Origin of the sequence: Rhodococcus sp. UYP9 (assembly GCF_040547235.1) — a bacterium.
Taxonomy (GTDB): domain Bacteria; phylum Actinomycetota; class Actinomycetes; order Mycobacteriales; family Mycobacteriaceae; genus Rhodococcoides.
Genome location: NZ_JBEPPH010000007.1, coordinates 154,137 through 173,394, shown reverse-complemented (window position 1 = coordinate 173,394; position 19,258 = coordinate 154,137). Strand labels below are relative to the sequence as shown.

Here is a 19,258-nt window from a genome sequence, read left to right as displayed (position 1 = left end):
CACTGCCAGTTCGAAAGATGTATCAGCGCAACGGCACGCCGAGGAGTGCGTCGACGGCGTCGGCGAATGCACCGGGAGCGGTAGTGTCCGATCCCCCGCGCTCGACGGCGAAACTTGCCCACGCATCAAGAGCATCGAGAGCCCTCGGTGTGTCCAGATCGTCGGCCAAGTGCTGACGTAGGCGAACTACTGCGTCGTCGGCGCTGGCGGCCGACTCCAGTGCAGCTGCCTTGCGCCACAACGCCAACCGGGTATGTGCACGTTCGAGAACTTCGTCCGTCCACGGGCGATCCTGACGGTAGTGCCCGGACAACAGACCCAACCGAACCGCAGCCGAATCGACGTTGTCGGCGCGGAGCTTCGACACGAACACGAGGTTGCCGCGACTCTTCGACATCTTCTCGCCGTCGAGACCGATCATCCCAGTGTGCACATAATGCCGAGCGAATCGGCCGCCACCGGACACTGCTTCGGCGTGCGCGGCCGAGAACTCGTGGTGCGGGAAGATGAGGTCGCTGCCGCCACCCTGTACGTCGAAACCGGTCCCGATGCGATTGAGAGCAATTGCCGAGCACTCGATGTGCCAGCCCGGGCGGCCAGGCCCGAACGGAGACGGCCACGACGGCTCACCCTTGCGCTCTGCACGCCACAGGAGAGCATCGATCGAGTCCTTTTTTCCTACTCGGTCCGGGTCGCCTCCACGCTCGGCGAAGAACGTGTCCATCGTCGCCCTGTCGTAACCGGACTCGTAGCCGAACTCGGACGTAGCGTCCGCACGGAAGTACACATCGGGATACTCGGCGTCGTCGACGACATACGCCGCACCCGACGCGACCAGCTTCTCGACCATGTCGATGACCTCGTCGATGGATTCGACAGCACCGATGTAATCGCGCGGCGGCAGGACTCGGAGAGCCTCCATGTCCTCACGGAACAAAGCGATCTCACGATTACCGAGCTCGATCCAGCTTTCGCCGTCGCGGTCGGCTCGTTCGAAAAGTGGGTCGTCCACATCAGTGACGTTCTGCACGTAATGCACCTCGTGACCCGCGTCGCGCCACAGTCGGTTGACCAGATCGAAAGTCAGATAGGTCGCGGCATGCCCGAGATGCGTCGCGTCGTACGGGGTGATTCCACACACGTACATCTTCGCCACTTTGCCGGGTGTGACCGGTCGCACTTGCCGATCTGCCGTGTCGTAGAGCCGGAGCGTAGGCCCCTGGCCGGGGATCGAGGGAACGGCTGGTTCGGACCAAGACTGCATGAAGACGAGCCTAACGGAGAGGCTTCAGAAGGCGGGCCACGGTATCGGCCTGCTCGATCGCGGCTCCGGCATCACCGGATGTGCCACGAGAGCACGGGCTCGGCCGAGCAGGGCATCGATCTCTTCATCGGTGATGTGCCCACGAATTCGTGGTTCGACGACAGTGGCGAACGACTCTACGAAAGCGACGACATCGGACATCGCAGCGTCGTCGATAGCGGTGCCGGCCCAACCCCACAGCACCGTCCGAAGCTTGTTCTGCGAGTGCAGGCAGATGCCGTGGTCGACGCCGTACACATATCCGTCCACGCCTTCGAGGGCGTGGCCGCCCTTCCGGTCCGCGTTGTTGATGAGTACATCCAGCACTGCCATCCGCTGCAGCCGAGGATCGTCGGCATGAATGAGCGAGACTTCCTCGCCATCGCCGTCGTAAGCCTGCATGACCGGTATCCATCCGGTGGGCACAAGGTCCGGCCTGCAGATATCGACCAGGTCGAGCGTGCGGCCGTGCTCCCCGTCGCGGTCCGGCGTGTCGATCCACCGCTGCACCATCCCCGGGCCGAACGGACCATCCCGAAGAATCGTGGTCGGAATCACATTCCAACCCAGAGAGTCCGACACCTCGTACGACGCGATCTCTCGCCCTGCCAAGGTCCCATCGGGAAAGTCCCAGAGCGGCACTTCTCCGCGAACAGGCTTGTAGACGCACCGAACCGTGGACGTCTCACCGTCGTCGCCGCTGCCCGTTGCCTCGCAGACCAACGTCGCGTTGCTGGCCGACACCACTCGACCGATGATGGTCAGCTCACCGGTTTCCATCACCTTGCGGCCCGCGAACGGCGGCCGGTCTTCGGTCAAAGCTCTTCGCCAAGTTCGCCGGCCGAGCCGAAGGTGGCATCTCGTTTGTATCCATTCGATCGAATACAGGTGTGTCCGTCCTGAGTCAGCGGCTCACCACACAAGGGGCACGGCGCACGGCCGGCAGCAATCACCCGCTCGGAACGAAGTGCGAACTCCCGGGCCGCGAGCGGCGTCAGGAAGACGCGGACTGCATCGGGACCTTCGTCGGTGTCATCGAGGACGACGGACTCGTCGACCTCGACCTCACTGATAGCCAGGAGTTCTACCACCACTGCGTTCGCATCCGCGTCCCAGCCCAGACCCATGGTCCCGACCCGAAACTCGGTATCGATCGGAGTCATCAACGGACTCGTGTCGCCCAGTTCGGTTTCCTCGGGCGGGAACTCCGCGCCGAACCGTCGTTGAACTTCGTCCAGCAGCAAACCTATCCGGTCTGCGAGAACCTGCACCTGCTGCTTTTCGAGCGCGACCGAGACGACGCGAGCGTCGTGGACTGCCTGCAGAAAGAACGAACGATCGCCTGGCTCTCCCACGGTTCCCGCGACAAAACGATCAGGGGTGCGGAAAACATGTATTGCGCGTGGCATTGCACCTCCTGGAGCTTCATTCTCGGATCCGAAAACTCGGACCCGAACTTCATTATCCGCTATCGGCGGGACTACGTTCCGGAACCGCCACCGGGCACCGCGTCGGAGTCCATGCTCGGGGCCGTCGGCACCGCAGGTACCAACGCCGTCAAGTCGAGACCGGTGTCGTTCGTCCGAAGCACGAACGGCCTGGTCGAGCTGTACCGCACGACACTGACAGAGGCAGGATCGGCAACGATACGTTGGAACGAATCCAAGTGGCAGCCCAAGGCGTCGGCGAGGATCGATTTGATGACGTCACCGTGTGAGCACGCCACCCAGAGGACATCGCGGCCGTACTCCTCCGCAAGACGCGCGTCGTGTTCCCGGATTGCGAACACCGCCCGCGACTGCACCTGAGCCAGTCCCTCGCCACCAGGGAACACCGCCGCGGACGGGTGTTGCTGGACCACCTTCCACAGCGGCTCCGTCACAAGATCCTTGATCGATCTTCCCGTCCACGACCCGTAATCGACCTCGATCAGCCGTTCGTCGACCCTCGGAGTCAGACCGCGCCGGGCGGCAAGAGGTGCCACCGTTTGCTCACACCGCTGCAGCGGTGAGTGCACGATCTCCTCGACCGGAAGCCCGCCCAATCTCTCCGCAACATGAGCGGCCTGTTCCAGTCCGCGGTCGTCGAGTGCGACACCGGCCGACCGCCCTGCCAGAGCGCCCGCAGTATTCGCCGTCGAGCGGCCATGTCGCAGCAAGATCACCGTCATGGAACCAGCCTAGGGCGTCTGGCGAATCAGGTGGCAGACACCACGCCCGCAGACAGCAGCGCCATCACGCCGATGCCGAGCACGATGCGATAGCCGACGAACCAGTACAGCGAGTGATTTGCAACGAACTTCAGCAGCCATGCAATCGAGGCGTAGCCGAGTGCGAACGCGACGACGGTCGCGACCAGCAACTGTGGGCCGGAGGCGTTGAGACCTTCACCGGCCGGCTCGAATGCATCGGGCAGCGAGAAGAGGCCGGACGCAGTCACAGCCGGTATGGCGAGCAGGAACGAGAACCGCACGGCTGCTTCGCGTTCGAGGCCCATGAACAGGCCTGCACTTGTGGTGGCACCCGACCGGGACACACCGGGAATCAACGCCAAACATTGTGCGGCACCCATCACGAGCCCGTCCCGTGTGGTGATTTTTTCGAGTGGTCGCTTCTTGGAACCGAGGTACTCGGCGACTGCGATGACGATGGCGAACACGATGAGCATCGTTGCGATGAGCCACAAATTACGTGCCCCGGTTCGGATCTGATCTTTGAACAAGATCCCCAACAGCCCGATCGGGATGGTGGCGATGATCACATACCAACCGAGCCGATAGTCGAGATCGCGCGCAGTCTTGTCACGTATGCCGCGGAACCATGCCTTGACGATTCTCACGATGTCGCGCCAAAAGAACACGAGCACTGCCGCTTCGGTTCCGAGCTGTGTGACCGCGGTGAACGAAGCTCCTGCATCGGACCCGAAAAAGACGCTCGAGACGATTCTCAGGTGTCCTGACGACGAGATCGGCAGGAACTCGGTCAGCCCCTGCACAGCGCCGAGGATGATTGACTGAAGCCAACTCATGGACTCACCGATCATCCTCGAACCTCCCCGAAGGTCGATGAGAGCAGAGGGGTTCGGCTGAGGAAAGGTGCGCGATTCACGGCCCGACGGTACCTGGCGCGGCTCGCCCGGATCGACCGACACTCGCACCGCTGCCACCGGCGCACTACTCTGCTCACCTGGCGCCGTTTTCGTGACCGACTCAGAAAACCGACACCATCACAATCGACAAGGAATGTTGAAAAACTATGAAGCAGCGATCAGTCGGCTCCAGTGGCCTGCGCGTGTCGAGGATCGGGCTCGGCACGCTCGGATGGGGCAGCGGCACCGACGGTGACGACGCGGCTGCCCAACTCGCTGCCTTTGCCGACGCCGGGGGAACCCTCGTCGACACCTCACCCGTTTACGGGGATGGACGAGCGCAACGTGTGCTCGCGGAGGTCCTCGACGACGTGGTCCCGCGTACGAACCTGATCGTGAGCAGTGCAGCCGGTATCGAAACCGCCAGCGGGCACTACCGCATCGACTGCTCTCGTCGCGCACTGCTCGGTCAACTCGATGCAACGTTGCGCGATTTGGGTACCGACTACCTCGATCTGTGGCAAGTGGCGGCATGGGATGCGAGCACGCCCGTGGACGAGATCGCGTCCACCCTGGACTACGCCGTATCGAGCGGGAAAGTCCGGTATGTCGGTGCACGTGGCTATCTCGGCTGGCAACTAGCGACTGCGGCTGGAGCTGCGGGCGCAGGCCGCATCGTCGCGACGCAGGCCGAGTACTCGCTTCTGGCTCGCGGCATCGAGGACGAATTGCTGCCGGCGGCGCGTCATCACGGTGTCGGCATCCTCGCTGCGGTCCCATTGGCCGGCGGGGTACTGACCGGAAAATACCGAAACGGCACGCCTGCGGACTCACGGGGTGCCGACGATCTCCACGCAGGATCGCTTTCCGGCTACCTCACCGACGCTGCCGTCAACGTCGTCGATGCAGCCGTCATGGCCGCAAGTGGCCTGCAGACTTCACCTCTGGCAGTGGCCTTGGCCTGGGCTCGCGATCGCCCGGGTGTGAGTTCGGCGATAGTCGGAGCCAGGGACCTCGCGCAATTGACCGGGGTACTCGTCGCGGAAGACCTCGAGTTGCCTGCCGCTATCACTTCGGCGTTGGACGACGTCAGTAGCTGACCGCGTGCCTACGCCGTCACGTTCTGCCGCGTGCGAATCCGGTCGAGGATCGACCCGGCGCGCTGCAGACACGACCGGACTCTCGACAACTCCGGCGAGTCCGGGATCAGCTCGTCAGCATCTGTCACCGCGTCGCGGACGGCAGCGACGATGCTGCGCTCATCGGTCACATCGATTTCGGTGACCGGTTGCTCCACGACGGCGATGACATCCGACTTGTCCGGAACCTGCTCGAGCAGGTCCTCGCGATATATTTCCACGGACAGCGTCGACTTGTGCACCCGAAAAGTAAACTGTCGGCCGTCCGCGTTTCGACCGAACCCATTCGCGTGTGCGCCGACGGTGATCTGTTCGACGACGAACCCGCTGTCGGCAGAGTCACAGGAAGTCCCTGTCCGCCCAGGAAGAACTGTCCGCCCGAAATCAACAGGACGACTCGCTGCAACGGGGCGATGAAAACCCTCCGGTCGAGTGAAATCCTCGGTAGTTACCATCTCGACTCCTCGTTCTTTGGTCGGAAAATACGGTACTGCCACCTCGCCTCGACCGCACTCGGGTAGTCCGAGAGTGTCGACTTCTGACCCATCAGGCAGGGTGGACTCGACACTTCGTTCCGCTACGCCACACCATGGCACCCCTCGAACGCACGAACACAGTATCCAGGAGCAGGCATTCCCATGAGAGACAGACGTTTGCGGTGGCGAACTCTCGCCGCGGTCGCGGCCACCTCGACGATCTTGTTGGCGGCCGGTTGTTCGGGCGACGGAGCCGACGAGCCCGATCAGGTGAGCATCGAGCCCCTGGCCGGGGTCAGCTCTCCAGAAACCTCGACTCCCCCAGTAGGAAGCATCACCGCGTCTCCATCGGGGATCCACTTCACCACGTTCGACACTTCCACGCGCAGCGTCCTCGCGCTCGACGACAGTTTTTCGAACCTGCTGGTGTTCGATACATCCGACGGCAACGCCGAACCTCGCGCAATATCGCTACCGGGCAAGGCAGCAACCATAGTGGCCCCCGGCGACGGCACAGTTGTGCTGCCGATGAATGGAAGCCTCGCACGCGTCGATATAGGCGACTCGAAGGTCACCTCGACGAAAGTCGCGGCGAATCTACTCAGCGCTGCTGTTCTCGAGGACGGCAGAACAGCAGCAGGAGATGATCGTGGCGCGGTCCACATTCTCGAGCAAGACGGGACCGAATCGAAGGTCATAGACGGGTTGACCTCGGTTGATGCGCTCGCCTCGACCATGTATGGGCTCACCGCTCTGGATCGCGATCAGACCTCCGTCACCGTCGTCGACATCGACGACGGTTCCCTCGGCATTGCCCTCCGCGCCGGCGAGGGTGCAGCCGAGCTGGACACCGACCGGTTCGGGCGAATCCTGGTGACCGATGCCACCGGAAAAGAACTTCTCGTGTTCTCCTCGGACGACTTGTTGTTGCGTCAGCGCTTTCCTGTCGATGCGCAGCCATGGGCTGTCACCTACGACGACGAGACCGACGTCGTCTGGATCAGCGTTCCCGCTCTCAACGAAGTTGTCGGATACACGCTCGACACGGGAATTCCTGTCGAGGTTTCCAGGTTCCCGACCGTAAGGCAGCCGGACTCTCTCGCGATCGACTCCGCGACGGGTGACTTGATTGTGGGGTCGGCTGCCGGTGAGGGATTACAGCGAATACCGGTTGGCGAGCCCCGGTAGAGGCAACGAGAGTCGAGGCGATAACCCACGGTGTCGAAGAACAGCTACGGGAGCGGGCGCTTCCCGCGAGAGTGGGACCTGACATCCGAGGAGTGGGAATACGTTCCACTCCGCCTACCGCCGGATGTCACACGGGTGACGGCCTCGATGCGGCTTGCGATCCAGGCCGAGTTCGGCGGTTGGGAACTCTCACGCATGCGCGTGTATACCGATGGAAGTCGGCGGGTGCTGCTCAAGCGAAAGAAATCTGCCCAGCACATACCCGATCCTGGAATATGAGACCCGAGTACCAAGACGGAAAGAAGAACCGTGGGCCAGACCTTGTACAGCGCACTGCTTCGGTTGATGTTTTTGCTGCAGCCGGAGCGAATCCACCATCTCGCGTTCGCGACCATGCGCACGCTGACGGCCTTCACACCGACGAGAAAGCTTCTCTCGCGAGTATTCGTCGTCGACGATCCACTACTTCGAAGCACAGTTTTCGGCGTGGACTTCCCCAGGCCACTCGGTCTTGCTGCCGGCTTCGACAAGAACGCGGACGGTGTGGATGCCTGGGGGCCACTGGGCTTCGGGTTCGCCGAGGTGGGCACGGTCACCGCACAACCGCAGCCCGGCAATCCGACTCCCCGGCTGTTTCGGCTGCCTGCGGACCGCGCTCTGATCAACCGAATGGGCTTCAACAACCACGGCGCCGGCAACGCCGCCAACGTGCTGCGGAACCGCCGAGGCGGTGTACCGATCGGCGCGAACATCGGGAAGACCAAGGTCACGCTCCCCGCCGACGCCGCTGCCGACTACACCGCAAGCGCAACGCTGCTCGGGCCACTGTCCGACTTCTTGGTGGTGAACGTCAGCTCGCCGAACACTCCAGGCTTGCGGGATCTTCAGGCTGTCGCGTCTCTACGGCCCATCCTCGAGGCTGTGCAAAGTGTCGTCACGGTTCCCATCCTGGTGAAGATCGCACCCGATCTGTCCGATGAGGACATAGACGCCGTCGCCGACCTTGCAGTCGAGTTGGGACTCGACGGGATCGTCGCGGCCAATACGACGATCGACAGGTCGGGTCTGCGCACTTCGGCCGAGGAAGTCGAGTCCATCGGGGCAGGTGGTTTGTCCGGAGCACCGTTGGCCGACCGCTCGCTCGAGGTTCTACGACGGCTGTACGCCCGAGTGGGGACACGCATTGCCATCATCTCGGTCGGTGGGATCGAGTCGGTGGATCAAGCGTGGGAACGCATCACCGCGGGCGCGTCACTGATCCAGGGTTACACCGGTTTCATCTATGGGGGCCCGTTCTGGATGCGTCGAATCAACAAGGGAATTGCCCTCCGATTGCGAGCGCACGGATTCACCTCGTTGTCGGACGCGGTCGGATCGGATCACCGCCGCAGCTGACACAGCAAAATGGCCGTGTTGTGCGACGATCCGCACAGCACGGCCTTTCTTGTGCACTGGGCCCTATCGAGCCTCGTAGACACCCGTCAGGACAGCTCGTCCGATCGCGTGTGAGAACAGGTTGAAACCGAGAAACGCCGGCGTTGCCGTTTCGTCCACTTCCAGTCGCTCGACGTCGACCGCATGGACCACGAACATGTAGCGGTGCGGTCCATGACCCGCTGGAGGTGCCGCACCGATGTACCGAAACAGACCCGCATCGTTCTTCAACGTGACAGCAGCACTAGGCACACCCGTACCGCCGTCGTCACCGGCACCCGCGACGAGCGAAGTCGTGTCGACTGGGATGTTCGCCACCGCCCAGTGCCAGAAACCCGAGGCCGTCGGTGCGTCCGGGTCGAAGACGGTGAGCGCAAAGCTTTTGGTGCCTTCGGGAAACCCGGACCAGGACAGTTGCGGTGAATTATCGTGGCCGCCGGCGCCCATGATTCCACTCAACTGCTGGCTATCGAGAGTTCCACCGTCCTCCACATCCTCCGAGGTGAGTTCGAAGGAAGGCAGTGCGGGAAGTGCGTCGTAAGGGTTGTACGCCATCAAAAGATCCTTTCGATTCAGCTGTGCAGCAGAAAGTGTTCCAACACCTGTGTACCGAACTCCAGTGAACTGACCGGTACCCTCTCGTCCACGCCGTGAAACAGGGCTGCGAAGTCGAGTTCGGGCGGCAATTTGAGCGGCGCAAAACCGAAGCATCGAATACCCAAGCGCGCGAAGGCCTTTGCATCCGTACCACCCGACAGCATGTACGGAACCGTACGTCCGTTCTCGTCGTGTGCAAGTATCGCGTCGTTCATGGCGTCGACAAGGTGCCCGTCGAATGTCGTCTCGTAGGAGTCGAGCTTGGTGACCCATTCGCGTTCGACGTTGGGCCCGATCAGTTCGTCCACTTCCCGCTCGAACGCGGCCTGACGCCCGGGGACCACCCGGCAATCGATCATCGCCTCGGCGGTCTGCGGAATCACGTTCGCCTTGTATCCAGCTTTGAGCATCGTCGGGTTGGCGGTATCTCGCAGCGTGGCGCCCACGATCCGCGCGATGCTGCCGAGTTTGAGCAAAGTGCCGTCGAGATCCGGGCTGGTCGGGTCGAAATCGAGTCCGGTTTCCTCGGCCACTGCTGCGAGGAACTCCGCTACCGAATCGGAGATCACCAACGGGAATGTGTGGTTGCCGAGCTTGGCCACAGCTTCTGCCAGATAGGTCACCGCATTCTCGTCGTGCAGAAACGACCCGTGTCCGGCTCGCGCCTTCGCAGTAAGTTTCATCCAGCCGAGACCCTTCTCTGCGGTCTCGACCATGTACAGCCGCTTCTCGGTGCCGTCAGGTCTGGCGACGGTCAACGAGAAGCCACCGACCTCGCCGACGGCTTCGGTGACACCTTCGAACAGGTCGGGACGATGCTCTACGAGCCACTGCGAGCCGTACTTCCCACCGTTCTCTTCGTCGGCCAGGAAGGCGAAGAGAATGTTTCGCGGCGGGACAGTGCCGTTGGATTTGAATTGTCGCGCCAGTGCCAGCGCCATGCCGACCATGTCTTTCATATCGATCGCGCCGCGACCCCACACGTACCCGTCTTCGACAGCGCCGGAGAACGGATGCACACTCCAATCCGCAGGCTCTGCCGGAACGACGTCGAGATGCCCGTGGATCAACAAGGTTCCGCGGCTCGGGTCCGAGCCCGGCAACGTGGCGAATACATTCCCACGACCGGGGGCACCGGATTCTACGTACTCGGTCTCGTAACCGACCTCGCGAAGTTTCTGCGCCACCCACTCGGCGCACTCCTTTTCCCCCTTGGTCGTTTCGAGTTCACCGGTGTTGGAGGTGTCGAATCTGATCAAAGAGCTGACGAGGTCGACGACCTCGTCGAGCGCGGTCGTCGGGACAGGGTCGGGATGGGGATGATCGGCGGAAGACACCCCACTTTCCTACCACCCGAGCCGCGGCTACGGGCGAACTGACGTGGGGATTTGGGCGATAGGCCACCCGTCGTATATCTTTGTCCAGCACGCAGCGAGCAGGCGTGCGAACAAGATGTGTACACCGTGTTGCTGGTAATTGCAGTGCACAACTGGTCCGAGTGGCGGAATGGCAGACGCGCTAGCTTGAGGTGCTAGTGTCCTATTAACGGACGTGGGGGTTCAAGTCCCCCCTCGGACACCAGGGAATTGCACAAGATCTTGTGTGCGAGTTCCAGAAGTTCTGCGTTGAGACAGACGACATAAGCCCCGATTCCCCGGAATCGGGGCTTATGTCGTTTTCGCACGTAGCAAGGAGAGGAAGACGGATGGTCGACGGGAACGCTGTTGTCGATTCGGAGTTGCTCGGCTCGTCGACCGAGTGCTCGGCGATCGAGCCGGCCGATCTCGCGATCTGCCTCCGTGTCATCGCCCAGGCTGGGTCGCTGGATAAGAATCATCCTGATTCGATCGCTGTGCAACGCGCCTCGGGGCAACTTTTCAAGGACCTGAAACGAGCACGCCGTGTCGCTGCACGTTCGGCCAAGTCGGATGCCGATCGGGCAGTTGTCGAAGCAACCGCCACCGGGTCACCGGATCGCATCGACGACGAGACCGCGGGCATATCTCTGACCTCGCGGACCGAAACCGAATTCGCAGGCACTTTGATTCGCCCTCGCCCTTGCTACATCTGCAAGCAGCGCTACACACTGGTCGACTCGTTCTATCATCAGCTTTGCCCGGACTGCGCAGCATTGAACCGGAGCAAACGTAATGCAACTACCGATCTGACCGGGCGCACCGCGCTTCTCACCGGCGGGCGAGCCAAGATCGGCATGTACATCGCGCTGCGCCTGCTGCGGGACGGCGCTCATACGACGATCACGACGCGTTTCCCCAATGATGCCGTCCGCAGATTCGCGGCGATGCCGGACAGTGACAAGTGGCTCCACCGGCTCCGTATCGTCGGAATCGATCTGCGTGACCCGGCTCAGGTTGTCGCACTTGCAGATTCGGTTGCCGCTCATGGACCACTCGACATCCTCGTCAACAACGCAGCGCAAACGGTGAAGCGCTCGGCAGGTGCATACAGTGCGCTCGCAGACGGTGAGTCGACACCGCTGTCCCTGGACTTCATCCCAGCCGGGTCTCGGCCGGAAGTAACCAAGTTCGGCACGACGAGTGATGCGCATCCCGCGTCGCTGGCGAGTTCGCTGCCGGAGACCGCTATCACGGCGGGCGGTCGAGAATCTCTCACCGCCGAGGCCGTCGCATCTCTTGCGTTGGTTGCGGGATCGGCGAGCGCTGATCGAATCGACCAGGGCATCGCTATCGACGCCGGTGGACTCGTGCCGGATCTGGCAGATACGAACAGTTGGATACACACCGTCGAGCAGGTCGATCCGGTGGAACTGCTCGAAGTTCAGCTCTGCAATTCGGTGGCACCGTTCATTTTGGTCTCCCGTCTGCGCGCAGCCATGGAAGCCTCGACTGCCCGCCGCAAGTACATCGTGAACGTCTCGGCGATGGAGGGGCAGTTCAGTCGGGCTTACAAGGGTCCCGGGCACCCGCACACCAACATGGCCAAGGCCGCACTCAATATGCTCACCCGAACTAGCGCCAAAGAAATGCTCGATCACGGAATCCTGATGAGCGCCGTCGATACCGGGTGGATCACCGACGAGCGACCCCACCCGACGAAGATGCGGTTGGCGGACGAGGGATTCCACGCGCCACTCGATCTTGTCGACGGTGCGGCACGTGTCTACGACCCAATCGTGCAAGGCGAGGCGGGTATCGATCTGTACGGCCAGTTCCTCAAGGACTACGGCCCCTCACCCTGGTGATGTCGACACGTTTGTGCTGCGACACTCGAGGGAATACCGGTTTGCGAAGATTCGGTCTCGGGCGTGGTGACGGATAGGTGGTTGGGGTATGGGCGACGATGTCGAACAGCGGAAGTTCACCAGGGAGGACCGTCATCGATTCCGACAGAAGGTTCAGGACTGCCTCGATGCACTCGCGACCATGCTCGCGGAGCAGACATTCGAGGTCGGGCAGCCGCAAATAGGGATGGAGATCGAACTCAATCTCGTCGACGACGCCATGGCACCTGCGATGGCCAACGCGACCGTCCTCGACGCGATTGCCGACCCGGACTATCAGACCGAACTCGGCCAGTTCAACATCGAAATCAATGTTGCACCACAGCCGTTGCGCGGCGCCAGCATCGAAGATCTCGAACGCAATCTGCGGACTTCACTCAATTCTGCTGACGAGCGTGCACGTTCCTCGGGTAGCAGACTCGCGATGATCGGGATGCTTCCGACGTTGACCGAGAAGCACTTCGAACATCGCTGGTTGTCGGCGAATCCCAGGTACGACCTGCTCAACCAACAGATCTTTGCTGCCCGCGGCGAGGATATCGAACTCGATATCCTCGGGGTCCGACTACCCGGAGCAGATTCTGCCGAGAATCTTTCGGCGATCACGGACACGATCCTGCCCGAAGCGGCCTGCACGTCGGTGCAACTCCACCTGCAGGTGGCCCCGGAGGAATTCGCCTCGCATTGGAATGCCGCGCAGGCGCTCGCCGGCGTACAGGTGGCGCTCGCGGCCAATTCACCGTTCCTTGCCGGCCGTGCACTGTGGCACGAGACGCGTATCCCGTTGTTCGAGCAGGCAACCGACACCCGGCCGAAGGAATTGGTGAATCAGGGAGTGCGGCCGAGGGTCTGGTTCGGTGAACGATGGATCACCTCGATCTTCGACCTGTTCGAGGAGAACTCACGATACTTCCCAGCGCTGCTGCCGGTCTGCAGCGACGAGGATCCACTGGCAGCGTTGGCCGAGGGCGTGACACCGAACCTGTCCGAGTTGCGCATGCACAACGGGACCGTCTACCGCTGGAATCGGCCTATCTACGATCGCTCTTCCGGCGGTCACCACATTCGCCTCGAGAACAGGGTGCTTCCCGCCGGCCCGTCGATCGTGGACACGCTGGCCGATGCCGCGTTCTACTACGGGACCGTCCGTTCGCTAGCTGACGCCGACAGGCCACTGTGGTCGCAGATGTCGTTCGATGCAGCTGAGGAAAACTTGCATTCAGCAGCTCGAAGTGGATTCGACTCTCGGCTCTACTGGCCGGAAGTAGGTTCGGTGAGTCCGCAGGAATTGGTCCTTCGACGGCTACTGCCGATGGCCGACGCCGGGCTCGCGTCCTACGGCGTGGATGTCACCGTGCGCGAAAAGTATCTCGGCATAATCGAGGGTCGCTGCTTGGCTCGACGTTCGGGCTCGGTCTGGCAACGCGAGGCAGTAGTGGCACGCGAGCGTGCCGGAGAGGACCGAGAGTCCGCGTTGGCCGGGATGCTCGGTGACTACATCACGTTGATGAACGAAGGCGAACCGGTCCACACCTGGTCTTTCTGACCAGCTGGGGGCATAGGATCGGTTCATGATGTTCCGGGCGCTGGCCGACATCACGGTAGCGGCGCACCTCGCGTTCGTCGTGTATGTCGTCGCGGGCGGGTTTCTCGCCTGGCGTTATCGACGCACGATCTGGCTCCACGGCGTCGCAGTGGCGTGGGGGTTCGTCTCGATAGTGATCGGCGTCGATTGCCCACTGACCCAACTCGAAAGCTGGGCCCGAGTGCGTTCGGGCGAATCTGCACTTCCCTCTACTGGTTTCATCGACTACTACCTCACCGGGGTCATTTACCCCGAAAGCATGCTCGGCGTGGTTCGGTTTGCGGCAATCTGCGCCGTCGCCATCTCGTGGGCAGGGTTTGTGCTGCTCCGATCACGGTCGCGGCACTTCAGCGCGAGCTGATCGAGGATGGTGGGCGTCGTCGACTCTTGCCGTGATGCACGTTACTGTCGAGTACATGACTTCGAGTGTTCCCGAACCCGCTGAGACTGCTGACACAACCCGCTTGTACGACATCGTCGTCTACGGCGCAACAGGCTTCGTCGGGCGTCTTACTGCCGACTATCTGGCCCGCCACGCACCGGAAGGTACGGCCGTAGCTCTTGCCGGCCGGTCTGCTTCCCGTGTCGAGGCGGTTCGACGCACTCTCCCCTCCGCTGCAGCGCAGTGGCCCATCGTCGAGGCCGACGCTGCGGACGAAGAGGCGCTCCAAGCTCTCGCCGAGTCCACTCGTGTCGTGATCACTACCGTCGGCCCCTACGCGAAGTTCGGACAGCCGCTGGCTGCCGCATGTGCTCTCGCCGGCACCGACTACGTCGATCTGACCGGTGAAGTGCTTTTCGCTCGTCAAAGTATCGACAAAAACCACGAGATCGCCCAGAAGTCGGGCGCCCGCATCGTCCATTCCTGTGGGTTCGACTCGATCCCCTCCGATATCGGTGTCCACGTCCTGCACGCAGCCGTCGTCGCCGATGGCGCCGGTGAACTGACCGACACCACCCTCGTGGTCTCCTCGATGCGCGGCGGCGTCAGCGGCGGTACCGTCGACTCGGTTCGGACACAACTCGCCGAGATGAAGAAAGACGGCAAACTTCGCAGGCTTGCCGCTCGCCCTTATTCTCTGAGTCCGGACCGTAGCCTCGAGACCGACTTCGGTCGCCAACTCGATGCCCAGGTCGTCAACGGCACCCAGATCTCCCCCAGCGTTCGAGGATGGAAAGCGCCGTTCTTCATGGCGTCGTACAACACCCGCGTCGTCCGGCGAAGCAATGCTCTTCGAGATTGGGCTTACGGCAAGCAGTTTCGTTACCGAGAGGTGATGAATGTCGGCACCTCGTTCGCGTCTCCCGTCGTTGCCGGTGCAGTCTCCGTCGGGCTCGGCGCCGCGTTGGTGGGAATGACAATTCTGCCCCGCAAGCTTCTCGACCGCATCCTGCCCGAGCCCGGCAAGGGGCCGAGCACCCAGGCGCAGGAGAACGGTCACTTCACGATGGACGTGTACACGACCACGACGTCCGGTGCTCGATACCGGTCGCGAGTGAAGGCCGACGGCGATCCAGGCTACAAGGCCACCGCGGTGATGCTCAGCGAGTCAGCACTCGCTCTTGTCCACAACCGCGACAGCCTGCCCGAGGCTGCTGGAGTACTCACTCCGGCAACAGGAATCGGTGATGCACTGGTGACTCGCCTCCAGGATGCGGGTCTGGAAATCTGGGCTCGCAAGGAGTGACGGTAGCGGACGGGACCGATGCCTACACCGATCTCGTGCGGGCGTACGAGAAATCGGTGGGGGTGTCCGGCCACGGCAGCGAGTTCGTGACGGCGCCGTGGGGCGATCGACTGTCGGCGGTCTTGCCGGTACGCGAACTCGCATCCGGTGCTGTCGCAGCGTTCGCGTCATCAGTGGATCGGTATCGGCGAAGCGTGGGACTCGATACCACTGCATGGAAACTCAGCCCTGATCGCATTTCCGCGTCCTTCAGCGGTGACCGCATGTACCGGGAAAACGGTGAGCCGGTACTCGCCTTTGCCGAACTCTCCGGGTTCTTCGAATGCGCGGACGGTTGGGTACGCACGCACGCCAACTATCCGCACCATCGACGTGCGCTGTTGCGGGCGATCGGCCTCGACGAAGCAGCCACCGTGGACGCAGCCCGGACACGCATCGGATCGCTCGACAGCGACATCATCGAGGGCAGATGCGCACGCGCCGGCGCGATAGCGGTCCGGGTCCGCACCGAGCAGGAGTGGGCCGAACACGAGGTAGGCGCAGCGGTTGCGTCCGAGCCTCTCGTTCGATCCATTCCTCGATCCGATGCCGCGCCACGCTTCAACTTCGCTGCGACACAACAGCATCCGCTGCGAGGACTTCGGGTACTCGACTCGACCCGCGTAATCGCAGGTCCCGTTGCATCGCGCGCCCTTGCGCTTCTCGGCGCGAGTGTTCTGCGCATCGACCCACCCGACCTGCCCGAGATCGGGTGGCAACACATGGAAAACGGCCAGGGCAAACGTAGCGCCCTACTCGATATGAAAACTGCTGAAGGATTGAATACGGCTCGACACTTGTGCGCCCAGTCCGATGTCTTTCTCTCAGGTTACCGACCGGGCGCCATCGAGAACTTCGGCTTCCTACCCAGCTCGTTTCGGCCGGGGATCGTGTGTGGATCGGTCTCGGCGTGGGGGCACGGTGCTAGGGAAAGCGCTTCGTGGCTCCAGCGTGGTTTCGACAGCATCGTCCAAGCCGCGAGCGGGATAGCGGTGATCGAGGGATCCGAGAACCATCCTGGCACCCTGCCCGCGCAGGCACTCGATCATGCCAGTGGTTACCTTCTGGCCGCGGGCATCGTGGATGCACTCACCGCGACACGCACGTCGGGATCAGGCTGCGATGTATCGGTGTCACTGGCGCGAACCGCGTCCTGGCTCACCTCCGCAGGAGGTCGGACCGAACACCCTGACGCTGCGTCGTTACCCGGACCGGACTCCACCGTCACACACGGATCTACGACGACGGCCTTACCTGCGCTCGCGGACTACAGCGACTACCCGTTTCCAGCACACCCGCTCGGTTCGCACGCCCCGAGCTTCGACGACGACAGAGGACCCACTTCCGCATGACCATTCCACTGATCGTCGACGTCGACACCGGAATCGACGACTCCCTGGCTCTGCTCTACCTGTTGGCCAGCCCCGAGGCCGAGATCCTGTCGATCGCATCGACCGCAGGCAACGTTTCGGTGAACCAGGTGGCTGCAAACAACTTGGCGTGGCTCGACCTGTGCAAGGCAACCAACATCGAGGTGACGCTGGGTGCACAGGTGCCGCTGGCTTCCCCGCTCATGACGACCGAAGAAACGCACGGCCCACGCGGCGTCGGGTACGCCGACCTTCCGGTTTCCGATCGCTCACTGTCGAACCGTGATGCAGCAACTGCCTGGGTGGAACTGGTACGCGAACGGCCAGGCGAGATCGTCGGATTGGTCACCGGGCCGATGACCAATCTCGCACAGGCTGTTCGCATCGATCCAGACCTCCCGCGACTGTTGAAGCGACTCGTGTTGATGGGTGGGGCATTTCAGCACCCCGGTAACACGACACCGACAAGCGAATGGAATATCGCAGTCGATCCGGAGGCAGCATCGGAAGTGTTCGCGGCATTCTCCGGCCTTCCAGAGGCACGTCTTCCCATCGTGTGTCCACTCGACATCACCGAAACCATCGAAATGCTCCCCCACCACATCGCGCGGTTGGCCGAACGCGCGGGAAGTACACCGCGCGAGATCATTTCGGAGACAGATGGATCCGATATCAGATCCACCGCGTCCAACGCGGTAGTGCGCCACCTTTCCGATGCAGTCCGCTTCTACATGAAGTTTCATCGCGATCACGACCAAGGATTCCTGGCGCACATGCACGATCCGTTCGTCGCTGCCGTAGCCCTGAATCCCGCGATCGCAACCCTGCGCACAGCCACCGTCGATATCGAACTGGACGGAACCCTCACCCGCGGAACAACGGTCGCGGACTGGAGAGGGATGTGGGGCCGCCCGCTCAACGCAGCCATCGCATCGACAACAGATCCGGAAGCATTCTTCGACGACCTGATCGAACGCATCGGAGCGATGGCCGCACGCCTGTACCCCTGAGCTACCGATTCCTCGGCACGGTCAGGGGTACAGGATGTTCACGGTCGAACTACGTCCACGCGGGCGGCGCGGCAGCATCGAAGGTATCGAGCAACTCCTGCGCTGCCAATGCCGCAGTCAAAGATCCGTCGCGAACACGCTCTTCGACGCCGAGACGAATAGCTTTCACCGCAGGATTCTGTGCGATCCGGCGCAGCATCTGATCGTTGACCATCGTCCACATCCAGTCGACCTGCTGGCGTCGACGCTTTTCGGCGAACTCACCGGCATCGGTGAGCACCTGCTGATGTCTGAGAACGGTGTTCCAGAAGTCGTCGAGCCCGGTCCCTTCCATCGCGCTGATAGTGAGAACCGGTGGCTTCCACATCGCATCGTGCGGATAGATCATCCGAAGCGCGCCGGCCAACTCCCTCGCCGCGCTCTTGGCCTCCATGATGTGTTTGCCGTCGGCCTTGTTCACTGCTACCAGATCGGCGAGCTCGAGGACACCCTTCTTGATGCCCTGCAACTGATCTCCGGTCCTGGCCAGAGTCAAGAACGCGAAGCAGTCCACCATGTTGGCAACCGACACCTCCGACTGACCGACACCGACGGTCTCGACGAGGATCACGTCGAATCCAGCGGCTTCGAGTAGCACGATGGTCTCGCGGGTCGCCCGCGTCACTCCCCCGAGAGTGCCGGACGTCGGAGAAGGCCGAATGTAGGCGTCCTTCTCCACCGACAGCCGAGCCATTCTGGTCTTGTCGCCCAGAATCGACCCACCGGTACGGGTGGACGAGGGATCGACGGCCAAGACCGCGACCCGATGACCCTGTTCGATCAACCGCATGCCGAGCGCGTCGATGAACGTCGACTTCCCTACCCCGGGAACTCCGGTGATGCCGACGCGATGCGCGCCACCGGCCTTCGGCAGCAGTTGCAGAAGCAGTTGCTGTGCCAGGTCGCGATGATTCGCTCGCGTCGACTCGACCAACGTGATCGCCCGAGCAAGCCCGGAACGATCATTGGCGAGGACCGACTTCGCCACTGCGTCGATATCGATATTCAGCGGCGTTCTGGTCGCGCTACTCATCCGAGTAC

General features: G+C 62.3%; 19 protein-coding genes and 1 tRNA gene. 11 read left to right on the top strand and 9 right to left on the bottom strand.

The genetic code is table 11. The features are described from left to right. Positions 1-22 precede the first annotated feature (22 nt). The 5 genes from mshC to ABIB36_RS19015 form a co-directional block, all read right to left on the bottom strand. The gene (gene mshC, locus ABIB36_RS19035) at positions 23-1,264 is read right to left on the bottom strand and encodes a cysteine--1-D-myo-inosityl 2-amino-2-deoxy-alpha-D-glucopyranoside ligase (protein WP_084348876.1); all 1,242 of its coding nucleotides are present in this window, start codon (positions 1,262-1,264) and stop codon (positions 23-25) included. Positions 1,265-1,288: 24 nt separating this feature from the next. Continuing rightward, complete coding sequence (locus tag ABIB36_RS19030; RefSeq protein ID WP_179142447.1) at positions 1,289-2,083, bottom strand: SCO1664 family protein; 795 nt, start codon at positions 2,081-2,083, stop codon at positions 1,289-1,291. Between the two features lie 35 nt (positions 2,084-2,118). Beyond that, positions 2,119-2,712: a DUF3090 domain-containing protein gene (locus tag ABIB36_RS19025; RefSeq protein WP_084348874.1), complete on the bottom strand. Its 594-nt coding sequence runs from the start codon at positions 2,710-2,712 to the stop codon at positions 2,119-2,121. Positions 2,713-2,783: 71 nt separating this feature from the next. Next, on the bottom strand, positions 2,784-3,473 hold the full coding sequence (locus ABIB36_RS19020) for a histidine phosphatase family protein (RefSeq protein WP_354562366.1): 690 nt from the start codon (positions 3,471-3,473) through the stop codon (positions 2,784-2,786). Between the two features lie 26 nt (positions 3,474-3,499). Continuing rightward, the gene (locus ABIB36_RS19015) at positions 3,500-4,342 is read right to left on the bottom strand and encodes an undecaprenyl-diphosphate phosphatase (protein WP_179142446.1); all 843 of its coding nucleotides are present in this window, start codon (positions 4,340-4,342) and stop codon (positions 3,500-3,502) included. Between the two features lie 215 nt (positions 4,343-4,557). On the opposite strand from ABIB36_RS19015, the gene ABIB36_RS19010 reads away from it, so the two are divergent. Then, entirely contained in the window at positions 4,558-5,490 is a 933-nt protein-coding gene (locus ABIB36_RS19010; protein ID WP_084348872.1) for an aldo/keto reductase, read from the top strand. A gap of 8 nt (positions 5,491-5,498) precedes the next feature. Here the strand turns inward: ABIB36_RS19010 and ABIB36_RS19005 are convergent, their stop codons facing one another. After that, positions 5,499-5,837 carry a hypothetical protein gene (locus tag ABIB36_RS19005; RefSeq protein ID WP_084349013.1) on the bottom strand — a complete coding sequence of 113 codons (339 nt, stop codon included), beginning with the start codon at positions 5,835-5,837 and terminating at the stop codon, positions 5,499-5,501. Positions 5,838-6,167: 330 nt separating this feature from the next. On the opposite strand from ABIB36_RS19005, the gene ABIB36_RS19000 reads away from it, so the two are divergent. The 3 genes from ABIB36_RS19000 to ABIB36_RS18990 are packed head-to-tail and all read left to right on the top strand — an operon-like array spanning position 6,168 to position 8,588. Then, a complete protein-coding gene (locus tag ABIB36_RS19000) occupies positions 6,168-7,193 on the top strand; it encodes a YncE family protein (RefSeq protein ID WP_084348871.1) in 1,026 nt (341 codons plus the stop codon). A 30-nt stretch (positions 7,194-7,223) separates the two neighbouring features. Further along, a complete protein-coding gene (locus ABIB36_RS18995) occupies positions 7,224-7,472 on the top strand; it encodes a DUF5703 family protein (protein WP_084348870.1) in 249 nt (82 codons plus the stop codon). A 42-nt stretch (positions 7,473-7,514) separates the two neighbouring features. Beyond that, positions 7,515-8,588, top strand: a complete 1,074-nt coding sequence (locus ABIB36_RS18990; protein ID WP_084349012.1) for a quinone-dependent dihydroorotate dehydrogenase — start codon at positions 7,515-7,517, stop codon at positions 8,586-8,588. Between the two features lie 63 nt (positions 8,589-8,651). Here the strand turns inward: ABIB36_RS18990 and ABIB36_RS18985 are convergent, their stop codons facing one another. Next, positions 8,652-9,182: a YbhB/YbcL family Raf kinase inhibitor-like protein gene (locus tag ABIB36_RS18985; protein WP_354562370.1), complete on the bottom strand. Its 531-nt coding sequence runs from the start codon at positions 9,180-9,182 to the stop codon at positions 8,652-8,654. 17 nt (positions 9,183-9,199) lie between these two features. Further along, on the bottom strand, positions 9,200-10,561 hold the full coding sequence (locus ABIB36_RS18980; protein WP_084348868.1) for a M20/M25/M40 family metallo-hydrolase: 1,362 nt from the start codon (positions 10,559-10,561) through the stop codon (positions 9,200-9,202). Positions 10,562-10,716: 155 nt separating this feature from the next. On the opposite strand from ABIB36_RS18980, the gene ABIB36_RS18975 reads away from it, so the two are divergent. The 7 genes from ABIB36_RS18975 to ABIB36_RS18945 all read left to right on the top strand — a co-directional run bounded on the left by ABIB36_RS18975 (position 10,717) and on the right by ABIB36_RS18945 (position 18,178). Then, positions 10,717-10,805, top strand: a tRNA-Leu gene (locus ABIB36_RS18975). A gap of 124 nt (positions 10,806-10,929) precedes the next feature. After that, positions 10,930-12,447: an SDR family oxidoreductase gene (locus ABIB36_RS18970; protein ID WP_179142430.1), complete on the top strand. Its 1,518-nt coding sequence runs from the start codon at positions 10,930-10,932 to the stop codon at positions 12,445-12,447. Positions 12,448-12,535: 88 nt separating this feature from the next. Then, complete coding sequence (locus ABIB36_RS18965) at positions 12,536-14,032, top strand: glutamate-cysteine ligase family protein (protein ID WP_354562374.1); 1,497 nt, start codon at positions 12,536-12,538, stop codon at positions 14,030-14,032. A gap of 25 nt (positions 14,033-14,057) precedes the next feature. Next, on the top strand, positions 14,058-14,432 hold the full coding sequence (locus ABIB36_RS18960) for a DUF2784 domain-containing protein (protein ID WP_084348865.1): 375 nt from the start codon (positions 14,058-14,060) through the stop codon (positions 14,430-14,432). Between the two features lie 55 nt (positions 14,433-14,487). Next, positions 14,488-15,759, top strand: a complete 1,272-nt coding sequence (locus ABIB36_RS18955) for a saccharopine dehydrogenase family protein (RefSeq protein WP_354562376.1) — start codon at positions 14,488-14,490, stop codon at positions 15,757-15,759. Continuing rightward, the gene (locus ABIB36_RS18950) at positions 15,756-17,150 is read left to right on the top strand and encodes a CoA transferase (RefSeq protein ID WP_306294125.1); all 1,395 of its coding nucleotides are present in this window, start codon (positions 15,756-15,758) and stop codon (positions 17,148-17,150) included. The genes ABIB36_RS18955 and ABIB36_RS18950 overlap by 4 nt, the downstream gene beginning before the upstream one ends. Next, positions 17,147-18,178 (top strand): nucleoside hydrolase, encoded by a 1,032-nt coding sequence (locus ABIB36_RS18945; protein ID WP_084348864.1) that lies wholly within the window; start codon positions 17,147-17,149, stop codon positions 18,176-18,178. Before ABIB36_RS18950 ends, ABIB36_RS18945 begins: the two co-directional genes overlap by 4 nt. Before the next feature lie 49 nt (positions 18,179-18,227). On the opposite strand, the gene meaB is transcribed toward ABIB36_RS18945, so the two are convergent. Next, positions 18,228-19,250, bottom strand: a complete 1,023-nt coding sequence (gene meaB, locus ABIB36_RS18940) for a methylmalonyl Co-A mutase-associated GTPase MeaB (protein WP_354562380.1) — start codon at positions 19,248-19,250, stop codon at positions 18,228-18,230. Positions 19,251-19,258: the final 8 nt, after the last annotated feature.

Coding starts and splice junctions, on each gene's coding strand:
- mshC (WP_084348876.1), bottom strand. CDS start 1,264: ATGCAGTCTTGGTCCGAACCAGCCGTTCCCTCGATCCCCGGCCAGGGG.
- ABIB36_RS19030 (WP_179142447.1), bottom strand. CDS start 2,083: ATGGAAACCGGTGAGCTGACCATCATCGGTCGAGTGGTGTCGGCCAGC.
- ABIB36_RS19025 (WP_084348874.1), bottom strand. CDS start 2,712: ATGCCACGCGCAATACATGTTTTCCGCACCCCTGATCGTTTTGTCGCG.
- ABIB36_RS19020 (WP_354562366.1), bottom strand. CDS start 3,473: ATGACGGTGATCTTGCTGCGACATGGCCGCTCGACGGCGAATACTGCG.
- ABIB36_RS19010 (WP_084348872.1), top strand. CDS start 4,558: ATGAAGCAGCGATCAGTCGGCTCCAGTGGCCTGCGCGTGTCGAGGATC.
- ABIB36_RS19000 (WP_084348871.1), top strand. CDS start 6,168: ATGAGAGACAGACGTTTGCGGTGGCGAACTCTCGCCGCGGTCGCGGCC.
- ABIB36_RS18985 (WP_354562370.1), bottom strand. CDS start 9,182: ATGGCGTACAACCCTTACGACGCACTTCCCGCACTGCCTTCCTTCGAA.
- ABIB36_RS18970 (WP_179142430.1), top strand. CDS start 10,930: ATGGTCGACGGGAACGCTGTTGTCGATTCGGAGTTGCTCGGCTCGTCG.
- ABIB36_RS18965 (WP_354562374.1), top strand. CDS start 12,536: ATGGGCGACGATGTCGAACAGCGGAAGTTCACCAGGGAGGACCGTCAT.
- ABIB36_RS18960 (WP_084348865.1), top strand. CDS start 14,058: ATGATGTTCCGGGCGCTGGCCGACATCACGGTAGCGGCGCACCTCGCG.
- ABIB36_RS18955 (WP_354562376.1), top strand. CDS start 14,488: ATGACTTCGAGTGTTCCCGAACCCGCTGAGACTGCTGACACAACCCGC.
- ABIB36_RS18945 (WP_084348864.1), top strand. CDS start 17,147: ATGACCATTCCACTGATCGTCGACGTCGACACCGGAATCGACGACTCC.
- meaB (WP_354562380.1), bottom strand. CDS start 19,250: ATGAGTAGCGCGACCAGAACGCCGCTGAATATCGATATCGACGCAGTG.